This window comes from Anaeromassilibacillus sp. An172 (assembly GCF_002160515.1).
Taxonomy (GTDB): domain Bacteria; phylum Bacillota; class Clostridia; order Oscillospirales; family Acutalibacteraceae; genus Limousia; species Limousia pullorum.
Genome location: NZ_NFKS01000018.1, coordinates 1 through 17,725, shown reverse-complemented (window position 1 = coordinate 17,725; position 17,725 = coordinate 1). Strand labels below are relative to the sequence as shown.

General features: G+C 41.7%; 17 protein-coding genes and 1 tRNA gene. 12 read left to right on the top strand and 6 right to left on the bottom strand.

Annotation, left to right across the window (positions count from 1 at the left end):
* The first annotated feature begins 128 nt into the window (after positions 1-128).
* The 5 genes from B5F08_RS08955 to B5F08_RS08935 all read left to right on the top strand — a co-directional run bounded on the left by B5F08_RS08955 (position 129) and on the right by B5F08_RS08935 (position 5,263).
* Positions 129-677, top strand: coding sequence for a CinA family protein (locus B5F08_RS08955; protein ID WP_087378480.1), 549 nt, complete (start codon positions 129-131; stop codon positions 675-677).
* A 176-nt stretch (positions 678-853) separates the two neighbouring features.
* On the top strand, positions 854-2,575 hold the full coding sequence (gene malQ, locus B5F08_RS08950) for a 4-alpha-glucanotransferase (protein ID WP_087378478.1): 1,722 nt from the start codon (positions 854-856) through the stop codon (positions 2,573-2,575).
* Positions 2,576-2,970: 395 nt separating this feature from the next.
* The gene (locus B5F08_RS08945) at positions 2,971-3,708 is read left to right on the top strand and encodes a sigma factor (RefSeq protein ID WP_087378476.1); all 738 of its coding nucleotides are present in this window, start codon (positions 2,971-2,973) and stop codon (positions 3,706-3,708) included.
* Entirely contained in the window at positions 3,705-4,328 is a 624-nt protein-coding gene (locus B5F08_RS08940) for an anti-sigma-I factor RsgI family protein (protein WP_087378474.1), read from the top strand. Before B5F08_RS08945 ends, B5F08_RS08940 begins: the two co-directional genes overlap by 4 nt.
* A gap of 116 nt (positions 4,329-4,444) precedes the next feature.
* Positions 4,445-5,263: a PepSY domain-containing protein gene (locus tag B5F08_RS08935; RefSeq protein WP_087378472.1), complete on the top strand. Its 819-nt coding sequence runs from the start codon at positions 4,445-4,447 to the stop codon at positions 5,261-5,263.
* A 74-nt stretch (positions 5,264-5,337) separates the two neighbouring features.
* Here the strand turns inward: B5F08_RS08935 and B5F08_RS08930 are convergent, their stop codons facing one another.
* The 6 genes from B5F08_RS08930 to B5F08_RS08905 all read right to left on the bottom strand — a co-directional run bounded on the left by B5F08_RS08930 (position 5,338) and on the right by B5F08_RS08905 (position 9,410).
* Positions 5,338-6,534 carry a class I SAM-dependent rRNA methyltransferase gene (locus B5F08_RS08930; protein ID WP_087378470.1) on the bottom strand — a complete coding sequence of 399 codons (1,197 nt, stop codon included), beginning with the start codon at positions 6,532-6,534 and terminating at the stop codon, positions 5,338-5,340.
* Positions 6,535-6,606: 72 nt separating this feature from the next.
* Positions 6,607-7,410, bottom strand: coding sequence for a Cof-type HAD-IIB family hydrolase (locus tag B5F08_RS08925; protein ID WP_087378468.1), 804 nt, complete (start codon positions 7,408-7,410; stop codon positions 6,607-6,609).
* Between the two features lie 135 nt (positions 7,411-7,545).
* Positions 7,546-7,621: transfer RNA gene (locus B5F08_RS08920), tRNA-Ala, on the bottom strand.
* A gap of 123 nt (positions 7,622-7,744) precedes the next feature.
* Positions 7,745-8,266, bottom strand: a complete 522-nt coding sequence (locus B5F08_RS08915; RefSeq protein WP_242968391.1) for a GNAT family N-acetyltransferase — start codon at positions 8,264-8,266, stop codon at positions 7,745-7,747.
* Between the two features lie 31 nt (positions 8,267-8,297).
* Positions 8,298-8,567 (bottom strand): hypothetical protein, encoded by a 270-nt coding sequence (locus B5F08_RS08910; protein WP_087378464.1) that lies wholly within the window; start codon positions 8,565-8,567, stop codon positions 8,298-8,300.
* Positions 8,568-8,588: 21 nt separating this feature from the next.
* Positions 8,589-9,410 (bottom strand): hypothetical protein, encoded by an 822-nt coding sequence (locus B5F08_RS08905; protein ID WP_087378462.1) that lies wholly within the window; start codon positions 9,408-9,410, stop codon positions 8,589-8,591.
* 335 nt (positions 9,411-9,745) lie between these two features.
* Between B5F08_RS08905 and hrcA the strand changes: the two genes are divergently transcribed.
* The 7 genes from hrcA to B5F08_RS08870 all read left to right on the top strand — a co-directional run bounded on the left by hrcA (position 9,746) and on the right by B5F08_RS08870 (position 17,587).
* Positions 9,746-10,774, top strand: coding sequence for a heat-inducible transcriptional repressor HrcA (hrcA, locus tag B5F08_RS08900; RefSeq protein WP_087378460.1), 1,029 nt, complete (start codon positions 9,746-9,748; stop codon positions 10,772-10,774).
* A 54-nt stretch (positions 10,775-10,828) separates the two neighbouring features.
* Positions 10,829-11,383 (top strand): nucleotide exchange factor GrpE, encoded by a 555-nt coding sequence (gene grpE / locus B5F08_RS08895; RefSeq protein ID WP_087378458.1) that lies wholly within the window; start codon positions 10,829-10,831, stop codon positions 11,381-11,383.
* A 60-nt stretch (positions 11,384-11,443) separates the two neighbouring features.
* Positions 11,444-13,309 carry a molecular chaperone DnaK gene (gene dnaK, locus B5F08_RS08890; RefSeq protein WP_087378456.1) on the top strand — a complete coding sequence of 622 codons (1,866 nt, stop codon included), beginning with the start codon at positions 11,444-11,446 and terminating at the stop codon, positions 13,307-13,309.
* Between the two features lie 207 nt (positions 13,310-13,516).
* Positions 13,517-14,668, top strand: a complete 1,152-nt coding sequence (gene dnaJ / locus B5F08_RS08885) for a molecular chaperone DnaJ (protein ID WP_087378454.1) — start codon at positions 13,517-13,519, stop codon at positions 14,666-14,668.
* A gap of 112 nt (positions 14,669-14,780) precedes the next feature.
* Positions 14,781-15,698, top strand: a complete 918-nt coding sequence (gene prmA / locus B5F08_RS08880) for a 50S ribosomal protein L11 methyltransferase (RefSeq protein WP_087378452.1) — start codon at positions 14,781-14,783, stop codon at positions 15,696-15,698.
* Positions 15,699-15,842: 144 nt separating this feature from the next.
* Positions 15,843-16,535: a hypothetical protein gene (locus B5F08_RS08875; protein ID WP_087378450.1), complete on the top strand. Its 693-nt coding sequence runs from the start codon at positions 15,843-15,845 to the stop codon at positions 16,533-16,535.
* A gap of 218 nt (positions 16,536-16,753) precedes the next feature.
* The gene (locus tag B5F08_RS08870; protein ID WP_087378448.1) at positions 16,754-17,587 is read left to right on the top strand and encodes an Mrp/NBP35 family ATP-binding protein; all 834 of its coding nucleotides are present in this window, start codon (positions 16,754-16,756) and stop codon (positions 17,585-17,587) included.
* Positions 17,588-17,725: the final 138 nt, after the last annotated feature.

The window sequence follows — 17,725 nt, the reverse complement described above, 5'->3', positions numbered from 1 at the left end:
AACCTGCCTCTTTTCTTAGAAAATTCTAACATATATAATAACAAAATTGAGAGTAAATTGCAACCGAGCTTTCTTTCCCTTTTATCTCAAAAGGTGTATAATGTATAAAAGCAAAGGAGGTCGGCTTTATGAAAACCGAAAGAATAATAAACGAACAGTACGTTGATGAAAAATGCAGAGCCTACGGAATTTCACAGGATGAAATCCAGACAGAGCTTGTAAAAAAACTCATCCAAAAGGGAATAAAAATCTCAACAGCGGAAAGCTGTACAGGCGGCCTTGTTTCCAAGAAAATAACCGAGGTTTCGGGAGCTTCTGAAATATTTGAGTGCGGTGTTTGCTCCTACGCCAACGAGATAAAAAACAGGGTTTTGGGCGTTGAAAATTCTGTTTTGGAAAAATACGGTGCAGTGTCCTATGAAACCGCCTGCCAAATGGCACAGGGCGTGAAAAACCTTGCAAAGGCGCAGATTGGAATATCCACAACAGGAGTTGCAGGCCCTACAGGCGGAACACCTGAAAAACCGGTGGGACTTGTATACATGGGTGTGTGTGTAAATGACAGCGTTTTTGCGGTGAGAGGGGAGTTTTTCAAAACCTCAGGAAGAGAAAACATAAGGGAAGCTGCGGCAAAAACGGTTTTGCTGTTGGCTTTTGAAGAGGTTTCAAAGCTATAATTTTATAGGCATATTTTGGTTATATTGTAGAAAAAATACAAAAAGACTTGAATTTTATTTCATTATATGGTAAAATTAACAAGCTTTGATTTTTTCCTTTTCTGATTTTTTAAATTGAAAAGGGAAAAGTCTTTATTATATATTTTTTTGCAATAACCGAAACGGAGCTGATATAAATGGAAACTGTAAACAACAAAAGAGCGGCGGGAATACTGATGCCTATATCATCTCTGCCGTCACCCTATGGAATAGGAACAATGGGAAAGGAAGCAAGAAACTTTGCAGATTTTCTCAAAAAATCCGGACAGAAAATCTGGCAGATACTGCCTGTAGGCCCAACAAGCTACGGCGACTCACCTTACCAGTCCTTTTCCGCCTATGCGGGAAACCCATACTTTATCGACCTTGAAGCATTGTGGGAAGAGGGTCTTTTGAAAAAGAGCCTTATCGAATATTTTAACTGGGGCGGACACGAAAATTATGTTGATTACGAGAGAATTTACAAGTGCAGATTTGTTGTCCTTGAGGATGCCTGCGCAAGATTTTTCGGAAACAAAAACAATCCGGAAAAGGATGCCTATGAAAGCTTCTGCGAGAAGAACAAGGACTGGCTTGAGGACTACGCACTTTTCATGGCAGTAAAGGCAGAGTTTGAAAACAAGGCTTGGACAGAATGGGACGACGAGGAAATCCGTCTCAGAAAGCCTGAGGCTTTGGCAAAATACAGGGTTAAGTGCGCAGATAAAATTCTTTTCTGGAAATTTGTTCAGTTCAAATTTTATCAGCAGTGGGAAAAATTCAGAGGCTATGTAAACTATCTGGGAATAAAAATTCTGGGCGATATGCCGATTTATGTTGCTATGGACAGCGCAGACACCTGGGCAAACCCGGATGTGTTCTGGCTTGACGAAGAGGGCAAGCCGGTGCGTGTTGCAGGATGTCCGCCGGATTATTTTTCAGCTAAAGGTCAGCTTTGGGGAAATCCTCTCTATAACTGGGATTACCTGAAAGAAACCGGCTATGAATGGTGGATAAAGCGTGTAAAGGCGGCAACCGAGCTTTTCGACATAACAAGAATAGACCACTTCCGTGCTTTTGATACATACTATGCAATTCCGTATCCTGCCGAGGACGCAGTAAACGGCGAATGGCTCAACGGCCCCGGAATTGAGTTCTTTGAAAAGCTTAAAGCAGAGCTTGGTGACCCTGAGATTGTTGCAGAGGATTTGGGTTCACTTGCAGACAGCGTTTATGTGCTTTTGGAAAAAAGCGGTTATCCCGGCATGAGAGTTTTCGAGTTTGCTTTTGACGGCGACGACCAGAACGGATATCTGCCACACAACTACTGCGAAAACTGCGTTGCCTATACAGGAACCCACGACAACGATACACTTAGAGGCTGGTTTGAGAAAGAACCTGCTCTCACATTGGGCAGAATTTACAGCGAATGTTATCCCGACAAAGTTCCGGAAATAGAGGAAGAGCCGGAGGAAACCTCAGAGGAGAAAAAGCCGGAAGAGGAAAAGGAAGAAATCGACCTTGAAAAACTCACTGCCGAAGAGCTTGAAGAGTATAACAAAAAGCTTGAGGAAGAGGAAAAGAAAAAAGAGCGTGACCGCAGACTTACTATAAAATACAAGCAGGACGCAAAGCTTGCAGAGGATTTGAAGCTTTCCGACGAAGAAGTTCTTGACATGATTCTCACAGCCCTTTATAATTCAAAGGCAAACACAGTTATAATTCAGCTTCAGGATATTTTGTGGCTGGGAAGCGAAGCAAGAATGAATACACCTTCCACCTTGGGCGACAACTGGAAGTGGAGAGCAAGCAGAGAATATCTCACAGATGAAATAGCTGAGCGTTTAATGAACTATGCTAAAAACTCAAACAGAATATAACACTTCGATGTGTGGTTTGATTACTTTTGTGAGGTAATAAACAGGGTGAAATTGTGATGTATTCTGAAAATTTTATTAAAATTAGTTGACAATTATGAAAAAATATATTATAATTTAACACAGTTGAAGACATTTCAGGTGTTTTTAACACTGAACATTCTTTTCATCATTTTTTTCATTCTTCCTTGTTTTATTTTTATGTGCCCGTCCCGCAAATTGGCACATAATTACAGATTGTATTGTCGTGAAATACATCTGGTGAGAAACGGAGAAACCGCAGGCAGTAGGTCTGCGGTTTTCTTTTTATATAAAAAATTTATTTTAAACACCGAAAAATTGATTTTTTCTGCGTAATCTATTATTATAAGAGTGAATAATAAGTCAGGGGTGAGAAAATGGCGGATAAAAACAACGAATTGATGGAAATGATTTACAAAGCGAAAAACAATTCCCGTGAAGCGGACAACCTTGTGCGCCTTTACATGGGTTTTATAAAGTCTGAAACCACAAAGTTTTTAGGCAGAGAGGCGGTGCTGGGTCAGGACGATGAGCTGAGTATTGCCATGATTGCTTTTCATGAAGCGGTGCTTGACTACAGCCGTTTTAAAGGGCCTTTTATAAATTATGCCCGTTTGCACATTAAACACAGGCTTATAGATTTTTACAGAAAAGAGAAACGTCACCGTGGCTTGATTTCTCTTGATACGGAAACGGAATACGAGGACAGTCCCGCCCTTGTTGATACTTTGGAGGAAACAAAAAACGAGCTGGAGGAGTTTAAGGCTTTAAGCGATACAAAGGCGGAAATTAAGGAGTATTCCACCCAGCTTGAGAAATTTTCCGTTGATTTAACAGAAATCGCCGAAAACACCCCAAAGCAAAAAAGAACATTAAACGCTTGCTTTAAAGCTTTGGAATACATGGTAAACGACAGCCGCCTTATGGAAAACTTTCTTAAAACAAGAAAAATCCCCATAACGGAGATTTCAAAGAACACCAAGGTGGATAAAAAGACTTTGGAACGCCACAGAAAATACCTTGTGGCAATTACTCTTGCTTATACCAACGGATACGACATTATCAGAAACCACATTAAGGGAATAAACCCTAAAAAGGAGGGAGAAAATCCATGAAATATCTTGTAATGGAACGACACGAAAGCTATGTTATTGTCCTTGACGAAAACGGCAGATTTTTTAAGGTTGCAAATATGGATTATGCTCCCGGCCAGACTTTGACAAAGGTTGTGCCAATGGAGGATATAAAAGCTAAAAGAAAAAAACGAATGGGCTTTTTGGCTCTGTTTATAGCGTTGATTGCCATTGTGGGAATAGGGGCATGGTTTTTACTGTTTTCCGGGGTTATTTCCGGCGGCGGTGACTCAAGGGTCTACAGGTTCTATATGGGCGGAGATATTGCAGTCACATGCGACAGCGAAAATAAGGTAACGAAGATTGAAGGCCTTGACGAAACGGGAAAGGCAGTTTCTCAGGTTGATATAGAAAATAAAAATATTACGGATATATCTATCGAGCTTCTTGAAAAGGCTTACTCAATGAGTTATCTTAACGAGGACAGCGAGATTTTTGTGGCTATTGAGAATGAGTATAACGACGACAATCCTGCCCTTGAAAGAGCGGCGGACAGCCTTGAAAATTACGCCGAGGAGAAATACGATATAGAGGTTGAGAAATCATCTTGGGACGATTATCTTAAAGATACATCAAATCAAAAATATCAAATAGATGATTAAATAAAAAAATTTAAAAAAATTTTCATGAGACCCCGATTTTAGAAAATTTTCTGCGTATTCTTTTTATGAAAACAAAATAAAACAGTTTTTCAAATAAAGAAAGCGAGGAATTGATTATGAAAAAAACATTATTTAAAAAGACAGCGGTTTTGGCAGTGGTATTGACATTGGCGGTTTCTGTATTTGCAGGCTGCGCAGGTTCACCGGCGGCTACAGAACCACAGCCAACAACACAGAACCAGGTTGAAACAACAGCTGAAAGCACTTCAAATACACAGACAACAGGCGAAATCTCACTTGAAGAGGCAAAGACAATAGCTTTGGAATATGTGGGAATATCACCCTCAGACACAGATATCTACAAGGCTGAACTTGACGATGGAGTTTATGAAATCGAATTTATCTACGACGGCTTTGAACACGAGGTTGATGTAAGTAAAACCACAGGCGAGGTTGTAAGATATAAAAAGGATGCAAACTACATGGGCAACGGAGACAGCCAGACAGCTCAGAATGAGATTGACTTGGAAACAGCCAAAAAAATAGCCTATGAGTACGCAGGTGTTTCAGCGGAAAACGTGACAATGTATAAAGAACAGCTTGACGACGGAGATTACGAGATTGATTTTTCCGACGGAACCTATAAGTATGAGGTTGACGTGAGAAAAGCAACAGGCGAAGTTGTAAAGTTTGATAAAGAAACCATTAACAACATCCCTTCATCAACAAGTGCTGGCTCAATAAGCTTTGACGAGGCTCTGAACATTGCCTATAATCACGCAGGAATTTCAGCGGACGCAGTGACAAAAAAGGAAATAGAGCTTGACCACAACCGTTATGAAATTGAGTTTAAGGCAGACGGCTATGAGTACGAATACGAGGTTTCCCTGGACGGAACAATTTTAAAATCCGAAAAGGACAGAGATTTCTTTTAATAGTTAATTATAAAAATATAACCCATGATTATGTTTAAATCCATAATCATGGGTATTTTTATTGAGTGAAGTTTTTAATACTCATTGCAAACCTGGAAAATGTAGAATTTCAGATAATAGGACTCGTCAGCCGCCCAGAGTATTGGATGGTCTGGAGCCTGTGTTCTAAATTCAACCTGACGGAGTCTTTTGTGTACGTTTTTTGCCGCCTGACCGATTGTCTTTGTGAAAAGCTCGTAGGTCATAAAGTGGGAGCATGAGCAGGTGGCTAAAAATCCTCCGTCCTTAACAAGCTTCATGGCTCTTAAATTTATCTCTCTGTAGCCCTTTGTGGCGTTTTTTACGGAGTTCTGTGACTTTGCAAATGCCGGAGGGTCAAGGATAACCACGTCGAATTTTTCGCCCTTTTCCTCAAGCTCAGGAAGAAGCTCGAAAACATCACGGCAGATAAACTTAACCTTATCGGAAAGCCCGTTAAGCTCTGCATTTTTTGTTGCCTGTTCAACTGCAAGCTCGGAGGCGTCAACGCCTAAAACACTTTCAGCTCCCGCAATTCCTGCGTTGAGAGCAAAAGAACCTGTGTGGGTGAAGCAGTCCAAAACAGATGCGCCCTTGCAAAGCTTTTGAATTGCAAGACGGTTGTATTTCTGGTCAAGGAAAAATCCGGTTTTCTGACCGTTTTCAATGTCCACATGATATTTAACACCGTTTTCGGTTATGATAACGTCTGTGTCAAAGGGCTTGCCCAAAAATCCCTTGGTGCGTGGCATTCCCTCCAAAGACCTTACCTTTGCGTCGCTTCTCTCATAAACTCCACGGATTTCAATTCCGTCCTTTTTCATTTCTTCCACGAGAAGTGACATTATAAGTTTTTTGTGAATGTCAATTCCCAGAGCCAATGATTGAACCACCAAAACATCGGAAAACTTGTCAACAACAAGTCCGGGGAGAAAATCCGCCTCGCCGAAAATCACACGGCAGCAGGAGGTGTCCACAGTCTTTTTGCGGTACTCCCATGCGTTTCTAACTCTCTCACGGAAAAAGTTTTCGTCGATTTCAGCTTCAGGATTTCTTGTAAGCATTCTAACTCTGATTTTTGAATTTCCGTTTATAAAACCCTTGCCCATTGGGTAATCGTCAAAGTCCAGCACATTTACAATGTCGCCGTTTTTATAATCCCCTTTAACCTTGGAGATTTCGTTGTTAAAAATCCACATTCCGCCGGATTTTAAAAGTCTGCCTTCGCCTTTTTTTAATATTACGTTTGCCATAAAGCTCAATTCCTCTTCTTTTTTCTTTGTTCTGATTATAACATAAATTTCAATAAAATAACAAGGCGTACATTAAATATGATTTAATATAAATTTCTCGATTGCTAAAGCCACGCCGTTGTTATCGTTGGAAGCGGTTATGTAACCGGCGGCTTTTTTTACTTTTTCCGAGCCGTTTTCCATGGAAATCCCAAGACCTGCGTATTCAATCATTGCAAGGTCGTTGTCGCCGTCGCCTATTGCTATCATCTCTTCGACTTTAATGCCGTAAAGCTTGCCCAAAAATTCCATAGCCGCCGCCTTTGAAACACCACTGTTAAAAAACTCCAAAAACTCAGGCTTTGAGGTGCAGAATGTGACCTCATTAAAGCTCTCTTTTTGTAAAGTTTCCTGAAAACTTTTTATCTTTTCCGTATCGTCGTACCAGAGAATTTTTGTAACGCCCTTTTCCGCAAGAGCTTCTTTACTGTCAATCAAAATGGGTTCAACTCCGGAAAGCCTTTTGTATTTGTTTACCCTTTCGTCAATGCGGTTCACAAAAAGTTGGTTTTCGCACCAAAGACAGATTGTGACGGAGCGTTCCTCTCCTAACTTTAAGATTTTTAAAGCGTCATCTTTTTCCAACGCTTTGTGGAAAAGTATTTCATTGTTTTCGGGATTTACAATCATAGCCCCGTTGTAGGTGATTGCAGGAAAATTAAGGGGCAGAAATTCGCCGTATTTTAGTATACCCTGAATAGGTCTGCCTGAGGATACGGTAAAAACAACGCCCATGTCAACAGCCTTTTTTATGGCTTTTGAGGTTTTAGGACTTATTTTCCCCTCACTGTTTAAAAGAGTCCCGTCCATATCTGCGGCAATAAGTTTGTATTTCATATAATCACTTCATTTTCTTTTGTTGATATTTTCATTATACCATAAAATCAAAAAAAGTTTTAGTTGTACATTTTATATTTATATTTTATAGAAAATTTAAAATCCGCAGTGTGTTTTTGCAGACTGCGGATTTTTTGGTGGACCTGGAGGGGTTCGAACCCTTGACCTCTCGGATGCGAACCGAACGCTCTCCCAGCTGAGCTACAGGCCCATTGTTTTTTTATATTATATCACTAATTTAGAATTTGTAAATTCAAAAAATAAACCCCAATGTGAGCGAGCCATTCCAAAGACTAAATAAAAGGTTTCGCCCGCCTTGAAATGGGGTTGATTTTTAAAGAGAAGTTTTGCAAGGCGGAGTTAAAAGACGAAACATAATGTATGTGTCGGTGTATGTGTTGTCTGGGTTTTTGTATCCGCCGGGGACGGTTGCTAAAATCTTAAAGCCCAAACGCTGATAGAGCTTTATCGCCGCATAGTTTGTGCTTACAACTGCGTTGAACTGTATTCCTCTGAATCCCGCCTTTTGTCCCTCTGTTATGGAGTCCTCAACTAAAAGTCTGCCGAGGCCCTTGCCTCTTGCGCTTTTGGTGAGTCCGTAAGAGCAGTTTGCTATGTGTCCGCAGTTGCCTGCGTTGTTGGGGTGAAGAATGTATATTCCAACCATCTTGCCGTCCTCAAAAAGACAAGCGGTTCTTGTCTGGCTTTTGAAAAACTCGTCAGCTCCCGTTTCTGTAAAAGGTACATTCTGAGGAAAGCTGTTTTGCTCCTCAACAACCTCGTTCCAGATTGCGGCTGCGTCTTTCAGATATTTTTCTTCATAAGGAATGATTTTGTGATTTTCGTTTTGGGTCAACTTTAAGACTTCTTTCCTTTTTAATTTAATGTTATTTATCATCGCTGCTGCGAACTTTTTTAAAGTAGATGATTACACCTACAATCAAAAACAGCGCTATTATAACTCTGTATACAATGGCTGCCGTGCCGGAAAACAGGTCGGCGGTCATAAGCTGGTCGGCAAGACTCCATCCGAACATGAAAAATAACAGCAGACTTATATAATAACAAAACTTGTGTACCTTTTTACCCATATAGACAAGATAAATTCCTATAACTGCCCATACTGCGGTAAAAAGATAACCTGTAAATTGCTCCATGTAATTCCTCCGGATTTCTTATTATTTCCTGTATCTTCTGCCCCTTAATGTTTCTAAGTCATCATCGTCATCGTCAAAATCAACATAAAGGTCATCGTCGTCGTAATCGTCGGGGAGTTCTTCCTCTTCTTCCTCATCATCAAGCATATCGTCATCGAAGTCGTCGTACAAATCAACCTCTTCTTCGTCCTCGGTATCCTCGTCTGTATTATCATCGTCGTAATATTCCAAGTCCTCGTCGGTGATTTCTACGTTTTCCAGCTCGTCTGCTTTGTTCTCGTCCTCATCGTCGAACTCGCTGTAAAGCAGGTCCTCATCATCTATGCTGTATTTAGATGCGCCCTTACTGTTTTCTTCAAATCTGCTGCTCTTTTTAGGAGCGACAGGTTCATCGTCAATATAGGTTGATGTGATTTCCGGTTCTTCTGTTTTTTCGGTATAACGCTTTTTCTTTGTTGAAGCTATAACAGAATCGAAATCCTCGGAGTCATCCTTGTATCTTGGCTGACGTCGTTTCGGTTCAGCTTTCTTTTCTTTAACAGGAGTTGACTTTTTGGCTTTAACAGGTTTTTTGCCTGAGTTGCCTTTGTTTTTCTGAGAGGTGAAATAAATAAAGAGAAAATACAGACAGAAAACAAAGCTTCCAATGTAGTTCAAAACAGTCATAACCTGATTTGTAGGGAAAAGCTGATTTACAGGGTAGCTTAAAAGAGTCCAGATACCCTGATATGCCATATAAACACCGAAAGGCTTAAAAAACGGGTACTTTCTGAACTTTGGCATAAAAAGAATTATTGCGGAGATAAAATACATTACCGCACATATGATTGTAAATATTATCATAATGAAAATCTCCTTTGTCTGCGAATAATAGCTGTAGTTTAACAGACTACTAAATAAATACTTTATGTTAATTATATCTTTGTTTAACAGTGGTTGTCAATCGGTTTTTATTGTAATGTGTCAAAAAATATCATAAATCATTAAATATGGTGATATACAGCTTTTATCGGATTTACTTTTCCTTATATGAAAGAAAGGTGAATAGAAAATGAATATTAAAAAATTTAAAATAAACACTTGACTTTTGCTGACTTTAATGGTACATTATAGATGTAGTTAGCACTCGGGTTTATAGAGTGCTAATGAATAACGGCGATTGATTTGAGGTGAGTGAAATGCAGCTTACACAGAGAAAACAAAAAATCTTATCCGCCGTTGCAGAAAACTATCTGATGACCGGTGAACCGGTGGGCTCCAAGTTTCTTCAGACCGAAACGGATTTGAATGTATCCTCGGCAACAATAAGAAACGAGCTTGCGGACCTTTCCGCAATGGGTTATCTTGAACAGCCTCACACTTCCGCAGGAAGAATCCCCACTTTGATGGGACTTAGGTATTATATAGATAACCTCATGGAGATAAAGCCCATAAACCCCAGGGTTGCAGAGTATATCACAAGGTCGCTGGAGTCGCATTTTGAAGCTCCTGAAAGCATATTGTCCGAAGCCTCAAAGGTTGTGGCAACGGTCACGGGACTTACGGCGATAACCACAACGCCTCCTTCTGAGGACGTGAGAGTTCACAGACTCCACTTTGTACAGACAGGAAGGCACACGGGAATGACGGTGCTTGTGACCTCCTCGGGAATGATTAAGACCCAGCTTTTCAGAACAGAGTTTGTTTTGACACCTGAAATGCTCAGGGTGTTTGATGCGGCTTTAAACGAGTGCTTTGCGGGAATGCCTCTTGAGGACATCACCATTCCCTTTATCCAGACCACGGCGGCGTCATTCGGAAATCTTTCATTGTTTATGCCAAGCGTGCTGGTTTCGGTAAGCGAAGCGGCTCAGCAGGCGACAAAAACCCAGATGACAGTTTCCGGTATGACTAATCTTATGTTCTCCGGCGGAGAATATATGACAGATGTAAGGGCGGCAGTTAGTTTTTTAAACGACAGAGAAAGACTCTCTGAACTGCTCCATACAAAGGTTTCCGAAAACCGTATATTTATAGGTGAGGAAAGCGGAGAGCCGGAGCTTAAAAACTGCTCGCTGGTGGTATCGAGATACGATATTGCAGGCAGAACGGCGGGAGCCGTAGCAGCGGTAGGAATAGGAAGAATTGATTTTGCGGCGGTTATGTCGGTTGTAAAGTTTACAGCAGAGAAAGCCGGAAATCTTATAAATGAACTGGTTGAAGTTTAAAAGTTAACTATAATATATAAATAAAAATCCCTTTCATTTTAAGGAGATGAAAACATGGGTAAGAAAAAAGAAGAGAAGAACACCGAAGCTCAGGAAACCAAGGTTCAGACTGAGACTGAGGCAAATCAGGAGCCTGTGGAAGAAACACAGGACAAAAATGCAGAAGAGCTTAAAAAGGCTCAGGACGCATTGGCGGCTCAAAAGGACAGCTATTTAAGACTTGCCGCAGAGTACGACAACTACAGAAAGCGCACTCAGGCGGAAAAGCTTTCAATTTATGACGACGCTACCGCAAAGGCAGTTGAACAGCTTTTGCCTGTAGCAGACAGCCTTGATATGGCACTGATGAATATGGGCGACGCTCCGGATGAATTTAAAAAAGGACTTGAGCTTGTAAAAAATCAGCTTGTCGCATCACTTGCTAAATTAAAGGTTGAGGTTTTCGGAGAAATCGGAGAAGAGTTCAACCCGGAAATTCACAACGCAATTTCCACAGCGGAAAATGCAGAGCTTGGTAAAAACACAATCTCTCAGGTTTTCCAGAAAGGTTACAAAATAGGAAACAGAGTAATCAGACACGCAATGGTGCAGGTTGCCAACTGTGACTGATAAAAATTAAACAGACAACATACTAATTTATGATATAAGTATTATCGGGAGGAATTTATTATGGCAAAGACAATAGGTATAGATTTAGGTACAACAAACTCTTGTGTAGCAGTTATTGAAGGCGGCGAGCCTGTAGTTATCCCTAACGCTGAGGGTTCAAGAACAACTCCGTCAGTTGTAGCATTTAAGGGCGGCGAAAGACTTGTAGGTCAGGTTGCAAAGCGTCAGGCTATCACAAACCCTAACACAGTTTCTTCAATCAAAAGAGAGATGGGCTCCGACTACAAGGTAAATATCGAGGGCAAGAGCTACACACCACAGGAAATTTCCGCTATGATTCTTCAAAAGCTTAAGGCTGATGCAGAAGCATATCTGGGCGAGAAAGTAACACAGGCAGTTATCACAGTTCCTGCATACTTCACAGACGCACAGCGTCAGGCAACAAAGGACGCAGGTAAGATTGCAGGCCTTGACGTTAAGAGAATTATCAACGAGCCAACAGCTGCGGCTCTTTCATATGGCATAGATAAGGAAAAAGACCAGAAGGTTATGGTTTACGACTTGGGCGGCGGTACATTCGATGTATCCATCATTGAGATGGGCGACGGCGTTCAGGAAGTTTTGGCAACAGCAGGTAACAACCGTCTCGGCGGCGACGACTTTGACCAGAGAATTATCAACTGGATGATCCAGGGCTTTAAGTCAGAAACAGGTATCGACCTTTCAGGCGATAAGATGGCTATGCAGAGACTTAAAGAAGCTGCTGAAAAGGCAAAGATTGACCTTTCAGGTATCACAACAGCAAGCATTAACCTTCCATTTATCACAGCAGACGCAACAGGTCCTAAGCACCTTGACATGACTCTTACAAGAGCAAAGTTCAACGAGCTTACTTCAGACCTTGTTGAAAGCACAATGGGCCCGGTTAGACGTGCTCTCTCCGACAGCGGACTTCAGATCGGCGAAATCGATAAGGTTTTGATGGTTGGCGGTTCTTCAAGAATTCCGGCTGTTCAGGAAGCTGTTAAGAACTTTATCGGCAAAGAGCCATTCAAGGGCATCAACCCTGACGAGTGCGTTGCAGTAGGTGCTGCTATCCAGGGCGGCGTTCTCGGCGGCGAAGTTGAAGGACTTCTCCTTTTGGACGTTACTCCGCTTTCACTTGGTGTTGAAACAATGGGCGGCGTTATGACAAAGGTTATCGACAGAAACACAACAATCCCAACAAAGAAGAGCCAGATTTTCTCAACTGCTGCTGACAATCAGACACAGGTTGAAATCAACGTTCTCCAGGGTGAGCGTGAATTTGCAAGAGATAACAAGCAGCTGGGTCTCTTTACACTTTCCGGCATTGCTCCGGCAATGAGAGGTGTTCCTCAGATCGAAGTTACATTTGATATAGATGCTAACGGTATCGTTAACGTATCCGCTAAGGACCTTGGCACAGGCAAGGAGCAGAAGATTACAATCAGCTCTTCAACAAACATGTCCAAGGACGATATCGACAAAGCAGTTAGAGAAGCAGAGCAGTATGCAGCAGAGGATAAGAAGCGCCGTGAAGAGGTTGACGCTAAGAACGAAGCTGAGAACATGGCATATCAGGCTGAGAAGCTTGTAAACGAGAGCGGCGACAAGATGGACGCTGCCGACAAGGAAGCTCTCAAGACAAAGGCTGCTGCTGTTAAGGACGCTATCGCTAAGAACGATAAGACAATGATTGACGCTGCTAAGGAAGACCTCCAGAAGAAGCTCTATGAGGTTTCTTCAAAGATGTATCAGCAGGCTGCTCCACAGCAGAACCCACAGGGCGCACCTGACATGGGCAACATGGGCGGCAATCCTTACGGCCAGGCTCCAAACGGCGGCGCACAGCCAAACGGAAACGTTTATGACGCCGACTTTACAGATGTTGACGGTCAGAACTAATTGATTGAAAATACTAAAAGGCGGCGGCAGTAATGCTGTCGCCTTGACTTGTGATTTAAGATAAAATAAAAAATCTTTAAAAATACTTGACAGACAGCGGTGTTATTAAATATATTATTATAGGTCTGACATTGTCAGAGTCAAAACCTTGTTATGGTTTTACGGTGCAAAACGACTGCATTATTTTTTAAAAGTTAGGTGAGAAATTTGGCAGATAAAAGAGATTATTACGAGGTTCTGGGTATCAATAAGGATGCCTCAGAAGATGACATAAAAAAAGCTTTCCGTAAAATGGCTAAAAAATATCACCCTGACCTTAACCCCGGTGATAAAGAGGCGGAAGCTAAATTTAAAGAGGTAAACGAAGCCTACGAGGTTTTGTCGGATAAGGAGAAAAGGGCAAGATATGACCAGTTCGGTCATGCAGGAGTTGACCCCAACTTCGGTGCAGGCGGAGCAGGCGGCAGTCCTTTCGGTCAGGACATTGACCTTGGAGATATATTCAACAGCTTTTTCGGAGGTTTCGGCGGATTTGGCGGCAGAAGAAGCGCAAATCCTAACGCCCCTGTCCGTGGCACTGATGTTGAAACAACAATTTATATTTCTTTTGAAGAAGCGGCAAAGGGCGCTAAAAAACAGGTTAATTACAATCATATTACAACCTGTGACGAGTGTAACGGCACAGGTGCACAGAAAGGCACTTCACCGAAAACCTGTCCAACCTGCGGCGGCTCTGGTCATGTTACAATAAATCAGAGAACACCTTTCGGCGTTGTTCAGACCTCAAGAGTCTGCGACACCTGTAAGGGCAAGGGAAGAGTTGTTGATAACCCATGTAAGAAGTGCGGCGGCAACGGCAGAGTTAAGAGAAACGGAACAGTTGACGTTACTATTCCCGCAGGTATCAATGAGGGTCAGATTTTAAATGTAGCCGGCAGAGGCAACAGCGGTACAAACGGAGGCCCGGCAGGCGACCTTCATGTATATATAAATGTAAGACCTCACCCGATATTTGAGCGCCGTGGTGACGATGTATGGTGTGAAATCCCGATTACATTTGCTCAGGCGGCTTTGGGTGCAGAAATCACCGTTCCTACAATCGACGGAAAGATAAAGTACAGCGTTCACGAGGGAACACAGCCTAACGATATCTTTAAGCTTAAAGGCAAAGGTATTCCGCACCTTGGCGGAAGAGGCAGAGGCGACCAGTATGTTAAGGTCACAATCGAAGTTCCTAAGAACCTTACAAACGCTCAGAGAGAGCTTATTAAGAAGCTTGACAACTCAACGGGAGAGAAAAATTACGCCCGGAGAAAGGGCTTCTTTGAGAAGATAAAGAGAATGTTTGAAGAGAACTGATACATTTGCATAAACAGACGCCATGTAAGAGATTATAAAATAATTGTTTCACAACATGGCGTCAATTTTGTATATAATAAAATCGTTAAAACAGACAGAAAGGAAGAGAGGCATGGAGTGGACAGAGATAAATATTTCAGTTTTGCCCCAGGATGCGGATAAGGCTGGAGATATTGCCCAGATGGTTGTACCTTACGGAATTTATATTGAGGACTACACAGGACTCGAGGAGCAGGTTCAGGAGATTGCACATATTGATTTGATTGACGAGGAGCTTTTGCAAAAGGACAGAAGCCGTGCGATTATCCACGTTTATATAAGCCCTGAGGAAAATCCAGCAGAGGCTATTGCTTTTCTCAGCGAAAGATATACAGCAGAGGGTATCGACCATAAAATAGAAACAAAGGGCTGTGAGGAAGAGGACTGGCTCAATAACTGGAGACAGTATTTCCACCCCACACCAATAGGCGAGAAGCTGCTCATCCGTCCTACATGGAGAGATAACTACGACCCGGGCGAAAGAATTGTTTTGAATATTGACCCGGGTCTTGCTTTCGGTACAGGCAACCACGAAACAACAAGACTCTGCCTTGAAACCTTGGAAAAATATATCCACGGCGGAGAAAAAATGCTTGACGTTGGCTGCGGAAGCGGTATTCTGGCTATTGCAGGTCTGCTTTTGGGAGCTAAAGAGGCTCTCGGCGTAGATATCGACCAGATGGCAGTAAAGACAGCAGAGGAAAACGCCCAGATGAACGGAGTTGCCGACAGATTTAATGTTGTGTGCGGAAACCTTACAGATAAGGTAAGCGGAAAATACGATGTTATCGCCGCAAATATTGTGGCTGACGCCATTATCATGCTTTCATCAGGGGTTAAAAACTTTATGGATGAAAACACAGTGTATATTATGAGCGGTATAATCGACACAAGACGTGACGATGTGGTAAATGCAATTAAAAATGATTTTGAAATCGTTGAGGAAATCGCAGACAACGGCTGGGTATGCCTTGTGGCAAAGGCAAAATGATAGTTTTTAAGAAAATAAAAGGTGTTTGTATGTAAACGCACTGTTATTTTTGTACACCATTATAATTTTGTCAAACACTTATCACATTGATATAATAATATATACGTTGTTGAAGAAATTATAAAACGGTCGGAGGTTTCAAAAGTGAAGAAAAACAACAAAAGAGATACTATAAACCTGTTCTTTTCAGCGTTTCTTGTAACAGCTTATGTTATTTGTTCATTTTTCTTTTCTCAGCTGGCATCTACAATGAATCCAAATATGAGCGGAATTATAAATGTTTTGATTTATTCCGTTTTCGGTGTGATTCTTTTCTATGCCACAAGAGTGGGAGAGGGCAAACAGGTTTTGCGTTTCAGTCCAATGACCCTTGTATTTCTTGTTCTTCCAACATTCTACATAATTTTGGCTTATCTTATTCCGGCAATGCCTTTCGGAAGCGCTATTGCTGAAAATGCCCTGATTATGACTGTGGCTGCTGTGGCTTTCGGTTACGGCTTGCCTTATACTTTTGTCAGCGGATATGAAATCGCTCCGGAAGAGGAAGAGCAGCAGGAAGAAGAAAATGCTGTAGCACTTCTGGAGGATAAGACAGCTTCTGAGGATAGCACTGAGGAAACAGAGGAAACTCAGGTAAACGAAGAAGAAATGGCTGACTTGGAAAATACAGAATATTTTCCGGAAGAAGAACAGGAAATCCTCGGCGAGCAGGATATGCTGGACGCAGAGAACAATGCGGAAGAAGCAGCTTTCTATTACGGCGAAGAAGCTGAAAAAGAGGAAAGCTCTGAGGACAGCGATGAAGCAGAGGATGAAAAGTCAGAAAAAGTTGACTAAAATTCTCCTGTGTACTTGATATTTTAAATTATTGGTGTATTATTGTTAGAGTGGTAATACGACTGGTAATTTAATTTCTCTAAAACTTAATTAAGAGAAAATAAAACCATAGGGAGCGAATTGCCCGTATGGTTTTTATTTTCCCGTTTTGGAAATTTGATTATGTGTGTATTATAGGATATAATAAAGAAAAGTAAAAAAATTCGGAGGGATTAAAAATGGGTTGTACTCACGATTGCTCAAGCTGCGGAGAGAATTGCAGCGGAAAGACAAACAGCCCCGAAAGCCTTATTGAAAAGCTTAACGACCTCAGTTCCGTTAAAAAGGTAATTGCGGTTGTTTCAGGTAAGGGCGGAGTAGGCAAAAGCATGGTTACTTCCATGATGGCTGTTACATTTAACAGAAGAGGCTTCAAAACAGCGGTTTTGGACGCAGACGTAACAGGCCCGTCAATTCCAAAGGCTTTTGGTATTAAAGGCAAGTGCCTTGGAAACGAGTTCGGTATAATTCCAAGAACATCAAAGACAGGTATCGACGTTATGTCAGTAAACCTTTTGCTTGAAAACGAAACAGACCCGGTTATCTGGAGAGGTCCTGTTATTGCAAATACAGTAAAGCAGTTCTGGAAAGACGTTATCTGGAAGGATGTTGACTACATGTTTGTTGATATGCCTCCAGGAACAGGCGATGTTCCTCTTACAGTTTTCCAGAGCTTGCCTGTTGACGGAATTATCGTTGTTACATCACCGCAGGATTTGGTTTCCATGATTGTTGGAAAGGCTGTTAAGATGGCAGAAATGATGAACGTGCCGATTTTGGGTATCGTTGAAAACTACAGCTATTTCATGTGCCCTGACTGCGGCAAGAAATACAGCATCTTCGGCGAAAGCCACATTGACGAGATTGCCAAGGAGTACGGCACAGACGTTTTGGCAAAGCTTCCTATTGACCCTGATATGGCAAAATGCGCCGATACAGGTACAGTAGAGCTTTATCCGGGAAATCTTTTGGAAGAAGCAGCGGATATTATCGAGAATAAACTTAATAAATAAAACAGCTAAGCCGGCATCATTTAAGATGCCGGCTTCAGCCTGTCGAAAAAGCTCAGCTTTCGCTGGGCTTTTTTCGATAAAAGTGGTAAAATAGAAGCAGGTGATAAAAATGATAGAGAAAAACAGAAAAAACAGAGA

Excerpts from the sequence above, each read along its gene's own strand:
- B5F08_RS08955 (WP_087378480.1), top strand. The coding sequence starts at position 129 with ATGAAAACCGAAAGAATAATAAACGAACAGTACGTTGATGAAAAATGC.
- malQ (WP_087378478.1), top strand. The coding sequence starts at position 854 with ATGGAAACTGTAAACAACAAAAGAGCGGCGGGAATACTGATGCCTATA.
- B5F08_RS08945 (WP_087378476.1), top strand. The coding sequence starts at position 2,971 with ATGGCGGATAAAAACAACGAATTGATGGAAATGATTTACAAAGCGAAA.
- B5F08_RS08940 (WP_087378474.1), top strand. The coding sequence starts at position 3,705 with ATGAAATATCTTGTAATGGAACGACACGAAAGCTATGTTATTGTCCTT.
- B5F08_RS08935 (WP_087378472.1), top strand. The coding sequence starts at position 4,445 with ATGAAAAAAACATTATTTAAAAAGACAGCGGTTTTGGCAGTGGTATTG.
- B5F08_RS08930 (WP_087378470.1), bottom strand. The coding sequence starts at position 6,534 with ATGGCAAACGTAATATTAAAAAAAGGCGAAGGCAGACTTTTAAAATCC.
- B5F08_RS08925 (WP_087378468.1), bottom strand. The coding sequence starts at position 7,410 with ATGAAATACAAACTTATTGCCGCAGATATGGACGGGACTCTTTTAAAC.
- B5F08_RS08910 (WP_087378464.1), bottom strand. The coding sequence starts at position 8,567 with ATGGAGCAATTTACAGGTTATCTTTTTACCGCAGTATGGGCAGTTATA.
- B5F08_RS08905 (WP_087378462.1), bottom strand. The coding sequence starts at position 9,410 with ATGATAATATTTACAATCATATGTGCGGTAATGTATTTTATCTCCGCA.
- hrcA (WP_087378460.1), top strand. The coding sequence starts at position 9,746 with ATGCAGCTTACACAGAGAAAACAAAAAATCTTATCCGCCGTTGCAGAA.
- grpE (WP_087378458.1), top strand. The coding sequence starts at position 10,829 with ATGGGTAAGAAAAAAGAAGAGAAGAACACCGAAGCTCAGGAAACCAAG.
- dnaK (WP_087378456.1), top strand. The coding sequence starts at position 11,444 with ATGGCAAAGACAATAGGTATAGATTTAGGTACAACAAACTCTTGTGTA.
- prmA (WP_087378452.1), top strand. The coding sequence starts at position 14,781 with ATGGAGTGGACAGAGATAAATATTTCAGTTTTGCCCCAGGATGCGGAT.
- B5F08_RS08870 (WP_087378448.1), top strand. The coding sequence starts at position 16,754 with ATGGGTTGTACTCACGATTGCTCAAGCTGCGGAGAGAATTGCAGCGGA.